The following is a 20,243-nucleotide window of genomic DNA, read 5'->3' on the forward strand; positions in this document are numbered from 1 at the left end:
TCGCGTTTCCCTTCTCAGGTGATGGCATGCGCCGGCTCGAGCCGAACGACAACGCCTTTGGATGTTGGCGTGTTGCTGATGTCCGCGACGCTGTCGAGCGGAACGAGCACATTGGTTTCCGGATAGTAAGCCGCCGCGGAACCCCGGGCAGCGGGGTACGCAACCACTCTGAATTCCTCCGCGCGCCGCTCAACACCGTCGTGCCACACACTGACGATGTCCACGAGGTCCCGATCGACGAGACCCAACTCGTCTAGGTCCTCAGGGTTTACAAGGACGACTCGGCGGGCATTGTGAATGCCGCGGTAGCGGTCGTTCATGGCGTACGGGATCGTGTTCCACTGATCGTGCGAGCGCAGCGACTGCAGAACCAGATGTCCTTCCGGCGCCTGCAGCATCGAGAACTCGTTGCACGTGAATACGGCTTTGCCGCTGGGCGTACGGAAGATGTGTTCGTTGACTGGATTGGGCAGCCGAAATCCGCCGGGCTTCATTATTCGCTCGTTGAACGCGTCGAATCCGGGGACGACCCGGGAAATGGAATCACGGATAACGCCGTAGTCAGCTTCGAACTTCTCCCACGGAATGGCCACGCTCTGCCCCAGCGTGCGCCGGGCAAGGCGCGAGATGATGGCCACCTCGCTCAGGAGCGAGGCGGATGCGGGATCGAGTCGGCCGCGCGAAGCGTGCACTTCGCTCATCGAGTCCTCGACGGTGACGAACTGCTCTCCCGACGCCTGCATATCCCGGTCGCTGCGTCCGAGCGTCGGCAGGATTAGCGCGGTTTCCCCGCACACCGTGTGCGACCGGTTGAGTTTGGTCGAGATCTGCACTGTCAGCCGGCATCGGCGCAGAGCATCTTCGGTAACGAGACTGTCGGGGGTGGCTCGAACAAAGTTGCCGGCGACGCCGACAAAGACCTTCGCATGCCCGTCACGCATGGCCCGGATGGCGTCTACGGAGTCGAGGCCATGGTGCTCAGGCGGCGTGAAATCGAACTCCCGCCCCAGCGCATCCATGAAATCCTTCGGCATCCGCTCCCAGATGCCCATGGTGCGGTCACCCTGCACGTTGCTGTGCCCGCGAACCGGACACACTCCCGCGCCCGGTTTCCCGATGTTGCCGCGCAGCAGCAGGAAATTGACGAGTTCCCTGATGGTGGGCACGCCATGTTTCTGCTGGGTGAGCCCCATCGCCCAGCACACAATTACTTTCTTGCTGCCCAGAACGCGCTGGTGCACCTGTTCGATCTCATCCCGGGACAAACCGGTCGCAACTAGCACGTCCTCCCAGGAGACCTTCCTGGTGGCTTCGGCGAATGCTGCGAAACCGGTGGTGTGCGCCCGGATGAAGTCGTGATCAAGCACAGCGCCGGGTGCAGCGTCCTCAGCCTCTAACAGCAGCAGGTTGAGCGCCTGGAACAGGGCGAGATCGCCCCCGGGCCGGATCTGAAGGAACTGGTCGGCGATTGCCGTACCGCGGCCAATCATTCCCCGCGCATTCTGCGGGTTCTTGAAACGGATCAGTCCCGCTTCGGGCAGCGGATTGACCGCGATGACATGCCCGCCATTGCGTTTAGTTTGCTCCAGCGCAGAGAGCATCCGCGGGTGATTGGTACCCGGGTTCTGTCCGACCACGAGAATCAGGTCCGCGTCGTAGATATCGTCCAGCGACACTGTGCCTTTACCGGTACCCAACGTTTCATTCAGTGCGGAGCCGCTGGACTCATGGCACATGTTTGAGCAGTCGGGAAGGTTATTGGTGCCGAAGGCCCGGGCGAACAGCTGGAGCAGGAAGGCGGCTTCGTTGCTTACCCTGCCCGACGTGTAGAAGAGCGCTTCGTCGGGCGTATTCAGCGCGCGGAGCTCCTCGGCGATCACATCGAACGCCTCAGTCCAGCGGATGCGCTCATAGTGAGCGCGACCGGGCCGTTTGATCATCGGCTCGGTGAGCCTCCCCTGCTGATTGAGCCAGTAATCAGACTTCCCGTCCAGCTCATCGATTGAGTGCCTGGAGAAGAAGTCGTCGGTGACGCGCCGGGTCGTCGCTTCGTCATTGATGTGTTTAGCGCCGTTTTCGCAATACTCGTTCCGGTGCCGATGGGAGGGCTCCGGCCACGCGCAGCCAGGGCAGTCAATGCCCTTGGTCTGGTTGAGACTGAGCAAGGTCAGCGCGGTTCGCACCGGCGACGTCTGTGACAAGGAGTAACCGATCGCGTGCGCAACTGCGGGTGCACCCGCGGCCCATTTCTTTGGCGGGGTGACAGAAAGGTCGTCCCGCGGGTCCTCGATAGGGCTCATTTGCTTCGCCTCTTCCCTGCGCCACGGCACCTACGCGCATACCGAAAAGCCAGGATTTGACCTGGCCAACTACAGAATCCGCCTAAACGCAGGCCAAGTCAAAGCACTCAAATTGATGAGGTGATAAACAACTTCTATCCCACCCCAGATGCACCGAAATCCATCTGACGAGGAGTCCGGCTCAGGTCAGAGCGCCCGACGCAAGACCGCATCGGCAAGTCGCACCGGAAGCCGGTTGAACAACGCTCGGGCGCGGTCAGGTCTGATGGAGTAGCGGATCCGCGGATGGGGCGCTGTGGCCACCTCAACGACTGCCTTGGCTAGTTCTTTGGCGTCGTTCGCCTTCGCGTGCTGGCCAGCCGCGAGTCGGCCGGCTTTCTGGAGCCGCGAAGCGAAAGGAGACCCGTTGCTGACCGCGCTTGCGAACTCCGCCTGGATCGACACAGTCATGCCGGTGCGGAACGGACCCGGCTGGATAATGCTCACTGGAATGCCGAGCGGCGCGAGTTCCCGCCTGAGCGCATCGCCGTATGCCTCGACTGCGTGCTTACTCATCGCGTACGCGCCGTTGAAAGGCATTGCGCGCTGCCAGCCGGTTTCCGAACTCGTGAGAATGATGCGCCCGCTCCCTGCGCGCAGAAGCGGAAACGTCGCCCGGACCGCTCGATGGGTGCCCATGACGTTGACATCTAACACTTCCTGGAGCTTTTGGTCGCTCATCTCTGCGAGCGGACCGATACTGAGCACACCCGCGAGCGTCACCACGCAACGCAGACCGCTTGGGGAACGCTCGCCGACGTAACTAATCGCGCTGTCCACGGAACGCGTGTCTGTGACGTCCATTTTCACGGGAACCAGGCCGTTAGCTCCAGGTGGGGGGTTCAGATCGGCAGCGAAGACAGTCCACCCGTGCCGTACAAACTCGCTGGCGGCCGCGGCGCCAAGCCCACCACCAGCGCCAGTGATCAGCACCGTCTGAGCCATCACTACAACCAGTCATCTCCGCACGGCCACGTAAGGAAAGACTCGAGCGATTCCCGTGCCGGTGCGGGCGTCGTCCGTTCGGGTGCGGTGGACGTGTAGTTGCCCCGGTAGAACAGCAGCGGCGGCCCGGCTTCGGGCTCGCCGAGTTCAAGAACACGACCGACAACGATGTAATGATCCCCCGCGTCGTGCACAGCTTCGAATGTGCAGTCAATCCATGCGAGCGCACCTGTCAGCAGTGGTGCCCCACTAGCGGCGGGCCGCCACGTCACCGCATCGAACTTGTCAGCGCGTGGCGCACCGAATACTGAACTGACGTCGCGCTGGTCATCTCCGAGAACGTTGACAGCGAACATTCCCGCAGATTCGATGAACGGCCACGATCGAGATTTTTTCGCGGGGCAGAACAGCACCAGTGGCGGATCCAGGGAGAGCGCGGCGAAGGACTGACATGCGAAACCCACGGGACCATCATCACCGGACGCTGTGATCACGGCGACGCCCGTACAAAAGTGCCCCATCACTTTCCGGAACTGGCGCGGATCGATGGCCACTTCTGGCGCGCCCACAGCTATTGCTCCCTGTAACCGATACTGAAGTCGTGGCCCCACAAGCTCACGGCAGTGCTTTCCCGCGCGATCCACGAGTGGTCGTCGACGGTGCGTCCTTCACACCCGAATTCGACATCGAACCCGCCGGGAGTTTTCATGTAGAACGACAGCATCAGGTCGTTGACATGCCGCCCAAGCGTCGCGGACATCTTCACTTTCCGTCGGAGCGCCCGATCGAGGCATAGCCCGACGTCGTCGGAGTTCTCTACCTCAACCATTACATGCACGATCCCGCTGGGGGTCGGCATGGGCAGGAACGCGAGGCTGTGGTGGCGCGGGTTGCAGCCGAGAAACCGCAGCCACGCGGGCGGGTCGTTCTCGGTACGGCCAACTGCTTGTGGAGGAAGCTTCATCGAGTCGCGCAAGCTGAAGCCGAGCACGTCGCGGTAGAACCGTAGCGACGCGTCGTCGTCTTTGGTCGAGAGGACCACGTGCCCAAGTCCTTGCTCGCCGGTGACAAAGCGGTGGCCGTACGGGCTCACCACTCGGCGATGCTGCAAGGCCACTCCGTGGAAGACTTCCTGCGTGTTTCCGGACGGGTCTTCAAAGGTGATCAGCTCATCGACTCGACGATCGGCCTTCTGCTCGTCGGTGCCCTCTTTGAAGGGGACGCCATGTGCATCGAGGCGCGCTCGAACATCGTGGAGGTCTTCAGCGTTGGCAGCCTCCCAGCCGGTCTGCGCGAGGCGATCCTTCGAACCAGGCACGATCACGAGCCTGGCCGGGAAGTCATCCATGCGGAGGTAGAGCGCGTCGGGATTCGTTCCGCTGCCCTCCACCATGCCGAGCACCTTGAGCCCGTACTCACGCCAGGCGGCCATGTCCGTCGCCTCGATACGCAGATAACCGAGTGAACGTATGCCCATTACGCACCACTCCCCTCGCGAGCGTCGTTGAGGAAATCCATCGCGATCCTGTTGAATTCATCGAATTTCTCGAGCTGCGCCCAGTGCCCGCATCGGCCGAATACGTGGAGTTGCGCGCGCGGGATCGTTTTCAGCGCGACAAGCGCACCGTCGAGCGGGTTCACCCTGTCTTCGCGTCCCCAGATCAGCAGCACCCGCTGACGCAGCTTGTAGGCCTCACGCCAAAGCATGCCTAGCTCGTACGTTTCAGGATCGGTAAATGACTTGCCCATCGCGGCCATAGCGGCGAGTGACTCCGGTGTGCGGGCCGCTTCGAAGCGTTCCGCAATGAGTTCTTCGGTGATCAGTGACTGGTCAAAGACCATGACACGCAAAAACCTCTCGAGTTTTTCCTTGCTCGGTCCTGGCGGCGCCGCGAACGCAGCGAGATGCTTGACGCCCTCAGTCGGGTCGGGCGAGAAAGTATTGAGACTCAGCCCTCCCGGTCCCATAAGCACGAGACGGCCCGCACGGCTTGGGTTGTCGAGCGCGAATCGAACCGCGGTGCCGCCCCCGAGGGAATTACCGACGAGGTGCGCGCGCTCGACGTTCAGCGCATCGAAAAGTCCGCCTAGTGCCCGAGCGCTGTGGGCGAAGTACTGCGGGTGACCAGTCGGTTTGTCAGACCGGCCGAAGCCGGGCTGGTCCACTGCGATCACCCGGAACCGCTTCGCGAACTCGGGGATGTTGCGTCCGAAATTGCTCCATGCAGACGCCCCGGGGCCGCCGCCGTGGAGCATGACGACCATTTCGTCGTGCTCGGTTCCGGCCTCGTGATAGTGCAGGCGAAGGCCGGAAGCGACTTCTATGTATCTACCCTCAGTCATAGCATGCTGTCCGTGACTCGCTCGCCGAACTCGAAGGTGCCGAACATCTGGTAGGCACGCTCGGGGTCGTTTGCGGCATGCACGCGTCCAGCGTGAGCGTCACGCCAGAAACGCTGGATGGGTGAACCGGATTTCAGTGCCAGCCCGCCGGAGTTTTCGAAGAGCCGGTCGATTGCGGTGATAGCTCGTTCAGTACCGCGTACCTGGTCGCGCCGGACCCTGACCCGGGTTGCGAATGGGATTTTCTCACCTGCGCATGCGTGCCGGTATTCCTCGTTAATGTTGTGCATCAGCTGCAGCCAGGCTGCGTCGATCTCGCTGCCTGCCTGGGCGATGCGCACTTTGGCGAATGGGTCTTCTTTGGATTTCTCGCCCGCGTATGCGGCTCGTACTCGTTTGCGCTGATGCTCGACGTGGGCGTCGTAGGCACCTTGTGCCATGCCGATGATCGGCGCGGTGATAGTCGTTGGATGCACCGAGCCGAAGGGAAGTTTGTAAAGCGGGCTGGGGTTAACTTCCTGTCCGGGTACTTCGCATTTGGACATCGGCAGGAAGCTAAGTGCACGATGCTGCGGCACGAACACGTCTTCGACGAGGATGTCGTTGCTGCCGGTGCCGCGCAGCCCAACGGTGTTCCATACGTCGATGATGGTGTAGTCGCTGATCGGCAGCAGGTAGGTGCAAAAATCGACGGGCGCGCCTTCGGCGTTGAAGGCGGGCCCGCCGAGCAGTACCCAGGTGGCGTGATCGCACCCGGAAGAAAAGCTCCATTTGCCGGAGAGTCGGTAGCCGCCATCGACGACTGTGGCTTTGCCCATCGGCGCATATGAGGACGAGATGCGGACGTCTGTGTCTGAGCCCCAGACTTCTTCTTGGGCCTGGCCGTCGAAGAGAGCTACGTGCCAGGGGTGAACCCCGAGGATCGAGGAAACCCAGCCGGTGGATCCGCAGGCACTCGCGATGTTCCGGACCGCGGTGTAAAAGGTCTCAGGGGCTGCTTCGAAACCGCCGTATCGTACGGGTTGGAGAAGCTTGAAAAAGCCGGTCTCCTGCAGCGCTTTGATTGAGTCGTCTGGGATTCGGCGTGCTTCTTCCGCCTCCTGCGCACGATCGCGCAGTACCGGTAGTAGCTCGTCGATGCCTTCTAAGACCTCGCGTGAGGCTGGATTGTCCGGCATTGTCATCAAGCCCTACTTCCTGCGTTGAACTTAGCCTTGCGCCGCTTGACCGGCGCGGAGGCGTACGGCAGCTTCCTCCGCACGAAGCAATACTAGAACATGTTACTGTTTCTGTCGAGATCTAGGTTTGGGTACCTGAGCCGAACCCTAGGTATGCGCACGTCAGAAGCATCGAACATCGTTGCCTTGGCGCGCGGGCCTTTGAAAGATCACACGCTGTTTCTTCTCTAATAATGGAACGTGTTATAGACTCTGGTTACTCGTAGCGTGAGGAGACCCATGCAGGAGATCGATGCTGCCGAAACTGCGGAAGCCTTCGACATCGTCGTCGTTGGCAGCGGTGCAGCGGGCATGACGGCCGCGCTCGCGGCCGCACACCACGGGCTGTCCGCAGTGGTGATCGAAAAGTCAGAACGTTTCGGTGGCTCGACGGCGCGTTCGGGCGGTGGAGTGTGGATCCCAGGTAACGAGGCACTCGTGAAAGCGGGTGTTCCGGACAGCCTCGAAGCCGCAAAGGAATATCTCCACAGCATCATCGGAGACGACGTCGAACCTGAACGCATCGACACCTACCTCGACCGCGGGCCGGAAGTGGTGGAGTTCCTACTAGACACCACACCCCTTGAGCTTCAATGGGTGCCGAACTATTCGGACTATTATCCGGAAGCCCCGGGCGGCACAGTGCACGGCCGGTCAGTGGAACCCAAGCCTTTTAATGGGCGGCGCCTCGGACCTGAACTCGCGAACCTCGAGCCCGATTACGGCAAAGCGCCATTGAATGTCGTCGTGACCCAGGCAGACTTCCGCTGGCTGAACCTGCTGGCACGGAATCCACGCGGGATACTGCGGGTGCTGAGGATCGGCCTTCGATGGTTACGCGCGAAGCTCCTGCGGCAGCACCTCCTGGGACGTGGACAGGCGCTCGCGGCCGCGCTTCGCGCCGGACTGATCGAGGCCGGGGTTCCGCTGCTGCTTTCCACTCCCCTTGTTCGCCTCGAACAGCGTGATGGCCGCGTCGTGGGGGTCGTGGTCGAGCGGGACGGCGCCGAGCAAATCATCAGTGCACGGCTCGGAGTCGTCATGGCATCGGGCGGCTTCGAACACAATGAAGTGATGCGCAAGCAGTATCAGCGCAAACCGATCGGCTCCAAGTGGACTGTCGGCGCGCGCGGCAACACCGGCGATGGCATCCGTGCTGGTCAAGATGCTGGTGCCGACGTTGCATTCATGTCGGATGCGTGGTGGGGCCCGTCGATCCCGCTCACTGGTGGTCCCTGGTTCTGCTTGTCGGAAAGATCGCTGCCGGGAAGCATTATGGTGAACGATCGCGGTCAGCGGTTCGTGAACGAGTCCGCACCCTATGTTGAAGCGACGCATGCGATGTACGGTGGGAAGTTCGGTCAGGGCGACGGCCCAGCCGAAAACATCCCGGCCTGGATCATCTTCGACCAGCGTTACCGCAACCGCTACATGTTCGCTGGCGTGGGACCGCGGCAGAAGCTTCCGGGCCGCTGGTTCAAAGCCGGAATCATCCAGCAAGCGCGGACAGTCGAGGAACTTGCCGGCAAAATCGGTGTTCCGTCCGACGCACTGAAATCAACCGTCGAGCGGTTCAACAGCTTCGCAGCAGCTGGACGAGACGACGATTTCCACCGCGGCGAAAGCCAATACGATCATTACTACGCGGACCCACGGAACAAGCCCAATCCGAGTCTCGCACCTCTCGACTTTGGCCCGTTCTACGCCGCGAAGATCGTACCGGGCGATCTTGGCACCAAAGGTGGTTTACGCACTGACGAATGGGGCCGCGCCCTCCGCGCAGACGGATCCGTCATCGACGGGCTTTACGCAGCGGGCAACGCGAGCGCACCAGTCATGGGCCACACCTACGCGGGTCCTGGAGCGACGATCGGGCCCGCCATTGTCTTCGCCTATCTCGCTATCGAAGACATCCTCCGCACACAGCACCACACACTCACTGAGTACCGAAAGGGAGTGTCATGACGGCTTACCGCAGCATCGACTCGGGTAACGTCCCCACCCGCTTTGCCCGTGGATGGCACTGCCTCGGCCTCGCAGACACCTACAAAGATGGCGAGCCGCATGCGATCAGCGCGTTCGGAACGAAACTCGTTGTCTTCCAGAGCGCCGACGGCAAGCTGAATGTCCTCGATGGATACTGCCGGCACATGGGTGGTGACCTCACAGAGGGCACAGTCAAGGGCAACGAGATTGCCTGCCCGTTCCACGACTGGCGCTGGGGCGGCGACGGCAAATGCAAGTCCATTCCCTACGCGAAGCGAGTCCCACTGCGCGCACGAACGCGGTCATGGCTCACCTGCGAAGAGAACAAGCAGCTGTTCGTCTGGCACGACCCCGAAGGCAACCCGCCATCGGACGACGTCGCCATCCCCCGTCTGGACGCGGCTTTTTCCGACGACTGGAGCGACTGGACCTGGAACACCGTGCCGATCGAAGGCGCGAACTGCCGCGAACTCATCGACAACGTCGTCGATATGGCTCACTTCTATTACGTGCACTTCGCCTTCCCGACCTACTTCAAGAACGTCTTCGAGGGCCACGTAGCGACCCAGTACATGCATTCGCATGGCCGTCCCGACATGCTCGCGAACACCAAGTACGCCGACCTCGACTCACATTTGCGTTCCGAAGCCACCTACTTCGGGCCCTCGTGGATGGTGAACTACCTGTACAACGACTACAACGGATTCAAAGTCGACGTCATCCTCATCAACTGTCACTACCCGATCACTGAGAACTCGTTCATGCTGCAGTACGGCGTCATCGCCAAGAAAGTCGACGGACTCACTGACGAGCAGAACGCCAAACTCGCGAAAAGCATGGCAAGCAACTTCGGTGAGGGCTTCCTGCAAGACGTTGCCATCTGGAAGACGAAAACCCGCGTAGATAACCCGCTGCTCTGCGAAGAGGACGGACCGGTGTATCAGCTTCGCCGCTGGTACGAACAGTTCTATGTCGATGTCGACGACATCACCGAAGACATGACGCAGCGTTTCGAGTTCGAAGTGGACACAACGAAGGCGAACGAGGTGTGGGAAGCCGAAGTGGCGGAAAACCTTGCCCGCAAGAAGGCCGAGTCCGGGGTCTGACGCATGAGGGGTGAGAACGCGTCCAAGAAAAACGCGGCCAGAAAGAACTCCACTGCGCCCGGTGGGTGCACCACGTTCGGGGCGCCCGCGGGGCGGCCTGAGACGCTCACTGACCGGGCCGAATTCCTCACGGGCGGGCTCGTGCCACTGAAGTGCTACTCATGCGGCACCGAAGTGCTGGTCAAGAAACACAGCCCGAAACACACCAGCATCCAGTGGACGACCAGCCCTGCCGAGTCCTGCCCCATCTACGCGGAACGCCTCGCTGGTGGTGGCCGCACCGCATTGTTCGACACGTGCGATCGCCTCGCAGCCAGCATTGCGCGTGCGGTAACCGACGGCAAAATCAAGGTGGGTCCAGATGACCGCGAATGACCTGCCAGAACCGGACCTGCCCGATGCTGAATTCTGTAGGTTGCGCGTGTCCCGAATCATCGCAGAAACACACGACGCACGGTCACTCGAATTGGACGTGCCGAATGAACTGTCAGACCGGTTCCGGTACCGCCCCGGGCAGTTCCTGACATTGCGAGTGCCGAGCGATCGGACCGGATCAGTGGGCCGCTGTTACTCACTCTCCTCGGCTCCGCATGAAGACGGGCCGCTGAAAGTCACCGTCAAACGAGTTCGCGACGGTTATGGCTCGAACTGGCTGTGCGACAACGCTAGTGAGGGTATGGCGATCGATGTGCTGCCCCCAGCAGGGGTCTTCACACCCAAGTCGCTCGACAATGACCTGTTGTTATTCGCTGGCGGCAGCGGGATCACGCCAATCATGTCGATCCTGAAATCAGTCCTCGCGAGAGGAACCGGACGCGTCACCCTGATCTACGCCAACCGTGACGAAAACTCCGTCATCTTCGCCTCCGCACTGACCCAGCTCTCCGCAGCGCATCCGGACCGGCTGACGGTACTGCACTGGCTGGAAACCGTTCAGGGGCTTCCCACGGTCGAACAGCTGGCCGGGCTAGCCCAGCCCTGGGCAGACCGAGAAGTGTTCATCTGCGGCCCCGGCGCGTTCATGGACGCGGCGTCCGCTGCGCTCACCAGCCTGAACGTCGAGCGTCGGCGTATCCACATCGAAAAGTTCATTTCTCTGTCCCGCAACCCCTTCGAAGTTGAGGACACCTCCGAAACCGACGCTGAAGACACCGCGAGCGTTGCCGAACCCGCATCCCTCAAGGTTGACCTCGACGGCGGGCAGCATGCGTTTTCCTGGCCTCGCAACAAGAAGCTGCTCGACTTTCTGCTCGAGAAGGGCCTCGACGCCCCCTACTCCTGCCGCGAAGGCGCTTGCAGCGCGTGTGCATGCCGCATTGTTTCTGGTGACGTCAAAATGCTCCACAACGAAGTGCTCGAACCGGAGGATCTCGATGACGGAATTGTGCTCGCCTGCCAGTCACTTCCCGTCACCGATGACGTTGCCGTCAGCTACGAGTAGCAGGTATCCGCGATGAAGCACAGCGTCGTGCTCTTCACCAGCGACCGCGGCATCACCCCAGCGGTGGCCGCGAAGGCGGCCGAGGACCTCGGATTCCATGCCTTTTACGTTCCCGAACACACGCACATGCCGGTACGTCGTGAAGCAGTGCACCCTTCGACCGGGGGCACCGAACTGCCCGATGACAGGTACATGCGCACTCTCGACCCGTGGGTCGCCCTCGCTACCGCGGCATCGGTCACCCATCGGGTAAGACTTGGGAGTGCAGTGGCACTACCGGTCGAGCACGATCCCATTTCGCTAGCCAAAACCATCGCCTCACTCGATCATCTGTCAGGTGGCCGCGTGACGCTGGGCGTCGGCTTCGGCTGGAATATTGAAGAAATGACCGACCACGGCGTGCCACGAGGACGGCGCCGGACAATGCTGCGCGAGTATCTCGAAGCGATGCAGGCCCTCTGGTCTGAGGAGGAGGCGAGCTACGAAGGCGAGTTCGTGAAGTTCGCGCCCGCCTGGGCGTGGCCGAAACCGATGCAGCAACCCCGAGTTCCCGTTCTGGTTGGCGCTGCAGGAACTGAGAAGAACTTCCGGTGGATTAGTCGTTCGGCGGATGGCTGGATCACCACCCCAGCCGAAGGAACCGACATTGCCGATCAGGTCCAGTTGCTGACCACACTGTGGCGTGAGGCCGGGCGTCAAGGGCGGCCGCACGTCATGGCACTAGCGGGAAAGCCACAGCCGGACCTTCTCGCCCAATGGTCAGAACTCGGGGTCAGCGAAGTCCTTTTCGGCATGCCTGACCGCAGTGCTGATGACGTGCTGGCCTATTTGCATCGCCTCGCTGGGAAACTAGGTCTCGACTCCCGCACCAACGAAGAAGGAGCATGATTTTCGTGCCTATCGATCCGTCAGTGGCCGTCGGCGCCGAACTTGGCCAAACGTCGTTCTCATGGGAATCCAGCGACGTCCTGCTTTACCACCTGGGCATAGGAGCGGGCGCGGATCCGCTCGACCCGCGGGAATTGCGCTACGCCTACGAGAAGGATCTGCGGGTACTTCCCAGTTTCGCAACGGTGGCAGCCACCATGCGAGCCTCGGAGCCGCCCCGGGTTTCGTTTCCGGGCATCGAGATCGATCTCGCGAAAGTGGTGCATGGCAGTCAGTCCGTCACGGCTCACCGGCCGCTGCCCGTCGCGGGGAAAGCCACCGCCAGCAGCCGCATCACAGACGTGTTCGACAAGGGCAAGGCGGCTGTGATCGTGCAGGAAACCGATGTCACCAGTGAGGACGGTGAACCGCTCTGGACAGCGCAATCGCGCATCTTCGCGCGCGGTGAGGGCGGCTTCGGTGGTGAACGGGGCCCGTCAGAGCGGATTGACCTGCCAGATCGCGAACCAGACGTCACGGTCTCCACAGCGACACTTCCGCAGCAGGCCCTTCTGTACCGGTTATGCGGTGACCGTAACCCGCTGCACGCTGATCCCGGCTTCGCCCAGGCAGCCGGGTTTGATCAGCCCATCTTGCATGGTCTCTGCACTTACGGGATCGTCGCGAAAGCCGTCACAGACGCGGTACTCGACGGCGATCCCACGCTGGTGCGCTCGTGGTCCGCTCGCTTCGCGGGGATCGTGCTGCCGGGCGAGACGCTGCGCACGAAGATCTGGGAACTTGACGGCAAGTTCGTCGTGAGCACCGAGTCAGTGGAGCGCGGCGCACCGGTCCTTGCCGACGCGGTACTTCAGCGGGTCTGAACGGCCGCTTGGGGGCGCGAATCAGAACACTAATTGCCCACCTCTCAGCGACAGTTTGGTGTCGCTGAGAGGTGGGCAATCACTAACCCGATCCGGGATCAAGCGAGCCTGCTAGCCGCGCCTCGCCCCCGCGCCGCTAGCAGCGCAACCAGACCTAGTGCCTGGACGAAGACAAGCACCAGCACACCGGCGCGGAACCCAGCCACTCCACCGTCCGCCAAAGTCCAGGCGAGCGCGGCCACAGCTGGAGCGATAGTCGACGCCATCATTCGCGTCGTACCGCTAATGCCGCCCGCGGTGCCAGTAGCACCGGCAGGCGCAGCCGCCATAATCGCGGCGATCACCGGGGTGTTGAACAAGCCGAATCCGACACCCATCAGTGCAAGCTGCCAAGCAAGGTCGAACGTTGTTGCGCCCTCGCCTAACGTGACCATGATGAGTGTCGCGCCGACCGTCAGAGCAGCGCCGATCGCTGCGATCACGAGCTCGCCGTGACGGTCTGCGAGCCACCCAGCGAGCGGCGACACTAGTGACATTGCCGCGATCTCGATCAGCATCAGCATGCCCACAACTTCCGGTCCAAGCGCAAGAACGTCAGCGACGAAATACGGAACCAGGAACACCAACAACGCGACGTTAAAACCTAGAAAGAACAGTCCAGCGATTGTGAACCCGAAGGCACGCTGCCGCATCAGCTGAATGATGGCCGCCGAGGCTGGCTGGCGCTTCCACATCAGCATCAGGACTGCGGCCGCAACGGCGAGCGCACCTGCCAGAGCAGGCCTTTCCGCTACCCCATTGAACGCGAGCAGCACTGCACTCACCGCGCCGCCCAGCAGGAGCGCTTCCATAACCAGAGTCCGGCCCGGTGCAGGGAGACCCCGGTCGGTACGCGGCAGCGACCGGACGGCAAGTATCAGCACCGGAATGAGCAATGGAAGCTTCAGGAGGAAAACCGACCGCCATCCGAAAGCCCCGGCCGCTACCCCACCGATCGCCGCTCCGGCCATGCCGCCGGCCGTCATGATCGTGACGATCACCGAGACAGCGCGGCCGCGCACTTCTTCGCGCGCACTCTTGACCACGATCGGCATATACACAACAAGGACGAGGCCGCCGAACAGGCCTTGCAAGAACCGGGCAACCAGCAGCACCCACATGGCTGGTGCGGCAGCGGCGACGACACTCATCACCCCTGTCCCCACCATGGATATGAGAAACAGCGTGCGCGGGTCCGCCTGATCAGCCCAACGGCCCGCTGGTATCGCCATGGCCCCCATAGGAAGCGCAAACGCGAGGAGCACCCATGCAGCAGCGGCCGGTGTCACACCGAGGTCCGCTCCCAGCGTCGGCAGAGCCACCGCCGCGATGCTGATTTCTGAAGTCACGATCAGCATCGCAAGTGCCAGCGCGATGATCGGTGGCCAGGACGTGCGCGTACTGCCGTGGGCCGCGGGAGAGGTAACTGAAGTCGTCATACGAATGACGCTATTTCCGCGCGAACACACCCGAATCCGTCACATGACTGTAGGTACCAGCGACGTCAGTGACTGGCCTAAACCCAGTCATGTGACAGATGCCGCACGACGTGGCGAGCAATAGCGTCGAAGACACAGCAAGACACTCACGACACCAAGGAGAAATCCCATGTCTGCACTTCGACTGGCCGTAATCGTCGGAAGCACTCGCGACGGCCGTTTCGGCCCGACCGCGGCCCACTGGTTCGCGCAGCAAGCGCGCTCACACAGCGACTTTGAGATCGACGTAATCGACCTTGTTGATACCCAGCTGCCAACCACCATCACCGATTTCGGCGCTCCGGAGCCAGCCCAGGTCACCGCGCTCGCACCCCGGCTCGCGGAAGCTGACGCTTTCGTTATCGTCACACCCGAGTACAACCACAGCTACCCCGCAGCACTCAAAGTTGCGATCGACTGGTACCGCGACGAGTGGCAAGCCAAGCCTGTCGGTTTCGTGTCATACGGAGGCATGGGAGGCGGTCTGCGTGCAGTTGAGCATTTGCGCACAGTTTTCGCCGAAGTCCACGCAACGACAGTCCGAGACACGATCAGTTTCCACTCGTATTGGGACAAGTTCGACGAGGAGGGCCTGCCGCATGATGTGGAATCATGCGCGCACGCCGCCAAAGGGATGCTGGACCAGCTGTCCTGGTGGGGCGGTGCGCTCAAGGATGCCCGCACTCGCGCCCCGTACGGCGGGTGACATCATGCGCGTCGAGCTTGTTTTCGACTTCCCCTGCGTCTGGTCCTACTTCACGTTTCACCGCCTGCAGCGTTCACTGGCGCGGTACCGCGCGGCCGGGGGAACAGCGGACGTAATCTTCCGGCCATTCCAGCTCGCCCCCGAAGCGTCGAAGGTCGGGGAGCCGAAGCGTGACGTTTTACGCCGCATGTTCGGCAACAGCACCGAGGACGCAATCGCGGGCATCGAGTCACTCGCCGCAGCGGAAAATCTGCAGTTCAGGCACTCCAGCGCGGTGTGGTCGAATACTCTCGATGCGCACCGCTTAGCTCATCTCGCCCAGGCGCAAGGTCACGGCGAGCGCATGGTGGAGCGGCTTTTTCGAGCGCACCACACCGACGAACTCAATATCGCGGACCCGGCCGTGTTGCGTCGGCTTTCAGAAGCAACCGGCGTTCGGTGGCAGAACGTAAGCGATGCGGCTGTGCGTGCGGAACTCGACAGCGTGCGGCGCGAGGGCGTTCGGTCAATTCCAGCGCTCCGGTTCGACGGTGGTGAATGGGTGATTGGTGCCCAGTCCGAGACGGCGCTGCACGCCGCCCTGACGGGAACAGCAACGTCAGCTGCGTAAGGTGAAATCATGCTCCTCGGCCGCGATACCGAATTAGCTGAACTCCAAACGTGCGTGGAGCAGGCACGGCTCGGGCGCAGCTCGGTCGTTGTGTTGCGGGGCGAGGCGGGTATTGGGAAGTCCGCCCTGCTGGACGAGCTCGCTGTGGCCAATCCAGACGTCCGCACGGTCCGAGCCGCTTGTGTGAAGTCGGAGAACGCGATCCCATTCGCAGCCCTGCACATGCTCGTACATCCCCTGCGTGCGGGCATTGGTGGACTGCCCGCCCCACAAGCGAATGCGCTCCACACAGTCTTAGGGACTGCCGAAGCAAAGAACCACAACGATGGAGGCCGAACAGCCGGCGACCGGTTCCTTGTCGGGCTCGCTTTACTGACCCTGCTTTCTGATGCAGCAGAGGAGCGGCCACTGCTGTGTGTGGTCGATGACGCACACTGGCTCGATCAAAGTTCTGCCGAAGCCCTGCTTTTTGCCGCTCGCCGCCTCCGAGCCGAACCTATCGCCCTGGTCTTCGGGGTGCGGGAAGGTGACGCACCCGAGTTTCCTGCCGATGATCTCGCGGAACTGACCCTGAGCCCTCTGGCCGCCGATGCAGCTGCAGAGCTTCTCGACCGGCGTGACGCTGCACTGACGCCCGAGCAACGCGAAACCCTGATCGCCGACGCTCGCGGAAACCCGCTCGCGCTCCTGGAGCTCCCCGCGAGCCCCGATGCGGAACCATCATCACGTTTCCTCCGCCTGAAAAACGCTTTCGCCGAACGCATCCGCACCCTCCCGGCCGCCACGCAGGCTGCACTCGCCGTCGTTGCAGCGGATGACACGAGCCGGACTTCGGTGATACTCGCGGCCATCAGTGAGCTTGGCAATTCCCCATCGGACCTTGCGCCAGCTGAGAAAGCTGACATTGTTTTTGTGCGCGATGACCGCGTCGAATTCCGGCACCCGCTGCTGCGCGCAGCCGCCTACTATGCGACCCCCATCACGACCAGAACCGACAGTCACCGCGCACTGGCGAGCGCGCACCAAGCATTGGGCGACCATTGTCACTATGCGTGGCATCTCGCGGCCGCAACCACGAAACCCGATGACCACGTCGCAACGGTGCTCGCGGACGCTGCACAACCCGCAGGCGAACTGCACCATAACGCCGCAACCTCACAAATGCTCGAGCGTGCCGCAGAACTGACCATCGACACACGGCAGCGCGCAGAACGATTCACCCTGAGCGCGCAAAGCGCTGCGTCAGCCGGGCAGTTTGAGCGAGCTGAGCGACTGGCTGAACAGGCCGCCGACTACGCGCAAGATCCGCTGCAGCTCGCCGACATTGCCCTCGTGCGTGCCTCAGTCCTCGATGACCAGGACCAGCCGAAGCTGGCCTACCGGCTGCTTTCCGACGCGGCTGTGACAGTCGCGCCACTGGACGGTGAATTCGCTGGCCATCTTCTATTCCGAGCTGCCCGCTCGGCCGCCAGCGCTGGGGATCTCGATGTCCTTGCACGGATAGCGGAACGCGCCATAGATATGCACCTCCCTAACTTCCGTGCCGTGACGGCGCTCGCCAGCGCGTTCAACTCGCAACACACATTCGTTTCCAGCGCCAGCGAAGATCCGCTCGCCACACTCGTGAACATGCTTGATGGCTGCGGCGAAACAACCGAACTGCTCGAAATCGGATGGTGGCAGCTGCTGCGCGGCCACTTTCGCGAGGCACACGACCTCGCGCAGATGGTCGAGTCGCGTGCTCGATCTGATAGCGCGGCGGGAATGCTCGCTGCAGCTTTGCCTCTGCTAGCCCGGACGCAGCTCATACTCGGGCAGCTTGACGACGCTCAGGCCAGCGCGGAGGAAGCCACCACGATCTCACGAGATATCGGGGCCCGGCGCCACGGTCTCTATGTGTCGAACGTGCTGGGACACATCGCAGCAATCCGTGGGGACGTAGAAGCATGCGTTCGCCATACCGAAGAACCGTTACGCCGGAACATCGCGCCGGGAAACATGCACGCACTTGGCGCGCGGAGCCTTCTGGACCTCGGCTCAGGCCGCTACGAAAATGCGTTCACCACGCTGCAATCAATGATGAGCGGCGCGGGGCGGCAGGGCGCGATCGCGAGCCTCCCTGACCTGATCGAGGCCGCAATGCGGTTAGGTGACAGAGCTTCTGCCGTTGAGGCACTCGAGTGGTTCGATGCGTGGGCGCTGCGACTGAACCAGCCATGGGCCGAGTCCGCCGCGCTGCGGTGCCGCGCACTCACAGCGCCCGATGATGCGGCCGGTGATCTCTTCGCACAGTCGGTGCAACTCCATGCCCACCCGGGACCACCGTTCGAGTACGCACGCACCAACCTGCTTTACGGTGAGTGGCTCCGACGCCAGCGCCAGACGACAGAAGCACGCGTGTACCTGCGGCAAGCCGCAGAGACCTTCGCCCGGATGCGCGCGAAGCCATGGGAGGAGCGCGCGAACGCCGAATTGCGTGCCGCTGGCGGGCGTGTCGAGGGCCAGCCCGGTGAGGACAAGACCAGTGCGCTCACCCCGCAGGAGCGTCAAGTCGTCCGTCTCGCGGCGACCGGTTTGAGCAACCGGGACATCGCCGCGCAGTTGTTCTTAAGTCCGCGCACCGTGGGCTACCACCTTTACAAGGCGTACCCGAAGCTCGGTGTCACGTCGCGAGGAGAGTTGGCAACGGCGCCGGGGGTGGGCTGACGGATAGGCCGCGTCCGCCCTGGTGTCTGTTTTTTGTCAGGGGTGGTTGTTAGCGTCGCTCGTATGTTCGATTTGCTGGTGGGGGTGCTGGACGGTGCTGGGGTGCAGGATTTCGGGGAGCTTGACGATGCGGGGGTGATCGCGGTGGCTGCGGTGTGGCACCGGCTGGAGTCGGTGGTCGCGGAACGGAAGTACGCGGCTGCCGCGGAGCTGTTGCGCCGGTACCTCGCGCGCGACGATGAGCACGGCGGCTGGGTCGTCGACGCGTACACCCAGGCTGAAGCGGAAATCGGTGCCGCGCTTGGTATCTCCCGCCGCGCCGCGGGCGATGTGGTGAATTTCGGGGACACGCTTGCCACGCGTCTGCCCCGGTTCCGCGGCGCTATCGCCGCCGGGCTGATCACCGTGTATCAGGCCCGTCAGGTCGAGGTCGCGACCCGGAATGTGACCGAGACCGCGATCGGGACGGTCGAGGAACAGATCCTGGCGCGGGTCCTGGCCCGTGGCGGCACCGCAACCGGGCGGCGGCTACGTGATCTCGCGGACCGGGTGATCACCGCGGTGGATCCGGACGGAATCCGGGTACGGCGGCAGCGCGCGCAGGACGAACGATATGTCGAGGTCTCCGCCGCGGAGGACGGCATGGTGCATGTGCTGGCCAGTCTGCGCGCAGACGAGGGACGGTTCCTCGACGCGCGGGTCACGGAAATGGCGAAAGAGGTCTGCGCGCAGGACCCGCGCCCGTTCCCGGTGCGCCGAGCAGACGCATTGACCGCGCTGGTCCATGGTGAGCCCCGCCTGGTATGCCGGTGCGGCAGCACCGACTGCACCCAGCGCGGTGAGCTGCCTGCCCGCCGGAAACCGGTCGTGCATGTCATCCTCACCGACACCGCACTGACCGGGCAGGACCACGACACCCCGGCGTATCTCGACGGGTACGGCATCATCGACAGCGCCCTCGCCCGCGAGATCGCCGCCCGCGCGGTCATCCGCCCCCTGACCCCCAGCCAGACCCAACCCGCAGTCCCCGCTGATCCGCCTGTACTGAGCGATCCGGGTGCGTCGGAGCCGGCCTGCCAGGACGACGCGGCGCTGACGTACCGGCCCAACCGGCAGGTCGCCGATCAAGCCCGGGCCGAGCACGGCACCTGCCAGTGGCCGCACTGTGACCGGGTGGCATGGGAATGCGACCTCGACCATCACGATCCGTTCAACCACGCCGACCCGAAGGCCGGGGGCCGCACGGTCACGGCGAATCTGGGCCCGTTATGCCGCGGCCATCACCGGATCAAAACCTTCTGCGGCTGGACCTTCACCCCGGGCAGCCACGGCACCATGGTGCTGCACGCACCCAGCGGACTCACCTACACCCTCTACAAGTCCGGGCCCGTCGAACTACTCACCGGCACCCCACCCACGTTCCCCGCCCCGCACACAGCACCCGCACAACTAGCACGAAAAACCCGCACCCGCACCCAACACCGCGCCGCCCGTGTCCGCACCGAACGCGGCATCAACCACGCCACCCGCGGCCACACCACCACCACCGGCACCGAACCACCCTTCTAACACCCAA

Annotated in this window: 17 protein-coding genes; 10 read left to right on the forward strand and 7 right to left on the reverse strand. The window is 62.8% G+C overall.

Annotated features, from left to right (window positions below; translation table 11 throughout):
• Window positions 1–14 precede the first annotated feature (14 nt).
• From FHU29_RS18390 to hsaA, 6 genes are all read right to left on the reverse strand, one after another.
• Entirely contained in the window at window positions 15–2,300 is a 2,286-nt protein-coding gene (locus tag FHU29_RS18390) for an FdhF/YdeP family oxidoreductase (protein WP_064442546.1), read from the reverse strand.
• Between the two features lie 186 nt (window positions 2,301–2,486).
• The gene (locus FHU29_RS18395) at window positions 2,487–3,284 is read right to left on the reverse strand and encodes an SDR family NAD(P)-dependent oxidoreductase (RefSeq protein ID WP_221195080.1); all 798 of its coding nucleotides are present in this window, start codon (window positions 3,282–3,284) and stop codon (window positions 2,487–2,489) included.
• A 2-nt stretch (window positions 3,285–3,286) separates the two neighbouring features.
• Complete coding sequence (hsaB, locus tag FHU29_RS18400; RefSeq protein WP_341478981.1) at window positions 3,287–3,853, reverse strand: 3-hydroxy-9,10-secoandrosta-1,3,5(10)-triene-9,17-dione monooxygenase reductase subunit; 567 nt, start codon at window positions 3,851–3,853, stop codon at window positions 3,287–3,289.
• A gap of 2 nt (window positions 3,854–3,855) precedes the next feature.
• A complete protein-coding gene (hsaC, locus tag FHU29_RS18405; RefSeq protein ID WP_064442548.1) occupies window positions 3,856–4,761 on the reverse strand; it encodes an iron-dependent extradiol dioxygenase HsaC in 906 nt (301 codons plus the stop codon).
• Window positions 4,761–5,627 carry a 4,5:9,10-diseco-3-hydroxy-5,9,17-trioxoandrosta-1(10),2-diene-4-oate hydrolase gene (gene hsaD / locus FHU29_RS18410; RefSeq protein WP_064442549.1) on the reverse strand — a complete coding sequence of 289 codons (867 nt, stop codon included), beginning with the start codon at window positions 5,625–5,627 and terminating at the stop codon, window positions 4,761–4,763. The genes hsaC and hsaD overlap by 1 nt, the downstream gene beginning before the upstream one ends.
• Window positions 5,624–6,811, reverse strand: a complete 1,188-nt coding sequence (gene hsaA, locus FHU29_RS18415; RefSeq protein WP_183377602.1) for a 3-hydroxy-9,10-secoandrosta-1,3,5(10)-triene-9,17-dione monooxygenase oxygenase subunit — start codon at window positions 6,809–6,811, stop codon at window positions 5,624–5,626. The genes hsaD and hsaA overlap by 4 nt, the downstream gene beginning before the upstream one ends.
• 273 nt (window positions 6,812–7,084) lie before the next feature.
• Between hsaA and kstD the strand changes: the two genes are divergently transcribed.
• The 6 genes from kstD to FHU29_RS18445 are packed head-to-tail and all read left to right on the forward strand — an operon-like array spanning window position 7,085 to window position 13,128.
• The gene (gene kstD / locus FHU29_RS18420; protein WP_064442550.1) at window positions 7,085–8,809 is read left to right on the forward strand and encodes a 3-oxosteroid 1-dehydrogenase; all 1,725 of its coding nucleotides are present in this window, start codon (window positions 7,085–7,087) and stop codon (window positions 8,807–8,809) included.
• Window positions 8,806–9,936: a 3-ketosteroid-9-alpha-monooxygenase, oxygenase component gene (locus tag FHU29_RS18425; RefSeq protein WP_064442551.1), complete on the forward strand. Its 1,131-nt coding sequence runs from the start codon at window positions 8,806–8,808 to the stop codon at window positions 9,934–9,936. The genes kstD and FHU29_RS18425 overlap by 4 nt, the downstream gene beginning before the upstream one ends.
• 3 nt (window positions 9,937–9,939) lie before the next feature.
• Window positions 9,940–10,311, forward strand: coding sequence for a hypothetical protein (locus FHU29_RS22915; RefSeq protein WP_157095417.1), 372 nt, complete (start codon window positions 9,940–9,942; stop codon window positions 10,309–10,311).
• A complete protein-coding gene (locus FHU29_RS18435; protein ID WP_064442552.1) occupies window positions 10,298–11,377 on the forward strand; it encodes a ferredoxin--NADP reductase in 1,080 nt (359 codons plus the stop codon). The genes FHU29_RS22915 and FHU29_RS18435 overlap by 14 nt, the downstream gene beginning before the upstream one ends.
• 12 nt (window positions 11,378–11,389) lie before the next feature.
• Window positions 11,390–12,265, forward strand: a complete 876-nt coding sequence (locus FHU29_RS18440; protein ID WP_064442553.1) for an LLM class F420-dependent oxidoreductase — start codon at window positions 11,390–11,392, stop codon at window positions 12,263–12,265.
• Window positions 12,266–12,270: 5 nt separating this feature from the next.
• A complete protein-coding gene (locus FHU29_RS18445) occupies window positions 12,271–13,128 on the forward strand; it encodes a MaoC/PaaZ C-terminal domain-containing protein (protein WP_064442561.1) in 858 nt (285 codons plus the stop codon).
• A gap of 98 nt (window positions 13,129–13,226) precedes the next feature.
• On the opposite strand, the gene FHU29_RS18450 is transcribed toward FHU29_RS18445, so the two are convergent.
• A complete protein-coding gene (locus tag FHU29_RS18450) occupies window positions 13,227–14,606 on the reverse strand; it encodes an MFS transporter (protein ID WP_064442554.1) in 1,380 nt (459 codons plus the stop codon).
• Between the two features lie 169 nt (window positions 14,607–14,775).
• Here FHU29_RS18450 and FHU29_RS18455 point away from each other — a divergent pair, with 169 nt between their 5' ends.
• From FHU29_RS18455 to FHU29_RS18470, 4 genes are all read left to right on the forward strand, one after another.
• Window positions 14,776–15,351, forward strand: coding sequence for an NADPH-dependent FMN reductase (locus FHU29_RS18455; protein WP_064442555.1), 576 nt, complete (start codon window positions 14,776–14,778; stop codon window positions 15,349–15,351).
• Window positions 15,320–15,961, forward strand: a complete 642-nt coding sequence (locus FHU29_RS18460) for a DsbA family oxidoreductase (protein ID WP_064442556.1) — start codon at window positions 15,320–15,322, stop codon at window positions 15,959–15,961. The genes FHU29_RS18455 and FHU29_RS18460 overlap by 32 nt, the downstream gene beginning before the upstream one ends.
• A gap of 9 nt (window positions 15,962–15,970) precedes the next feature.
• The gene (locus tag FHU29_RS18465) at window positions 15,971–18,667 is read left to right on the forward strand and encodes a helix-turn-helix transcriptional regulator (RefSeq protein WP_064442557.1); all 2,697 of its coding nucleotides are present in this window, start codon (window positions 15,971–15,973) and stop codon (window positions 18,665–18,667) included.
• A 63-nt stretch (window positions 18,668–18,730) separates the two neighbouring features.
• A complete protein-coding gene (locus tag FHU29_RS18470) occupies window positions 18,731–20,236 on the forward strand; it encodes an HNH endonuclease signature motif containing protein (protein WP_183377603.1) in 1,506 nt (501 codons plus the stop codon).
• Window positions 20,237–20,243: the final 7 nt, after the last annotated feature.

Source organism: Hoyosella altamirensis (assembly GCF_014191505.1).
GTDB classification, from domain to species: Bacteria; Actinomycetota; Actinomycetes; order Mycobacteriales; family Mycobacteriaceae; genus Hoyosella; species Hoyosella altamirensis.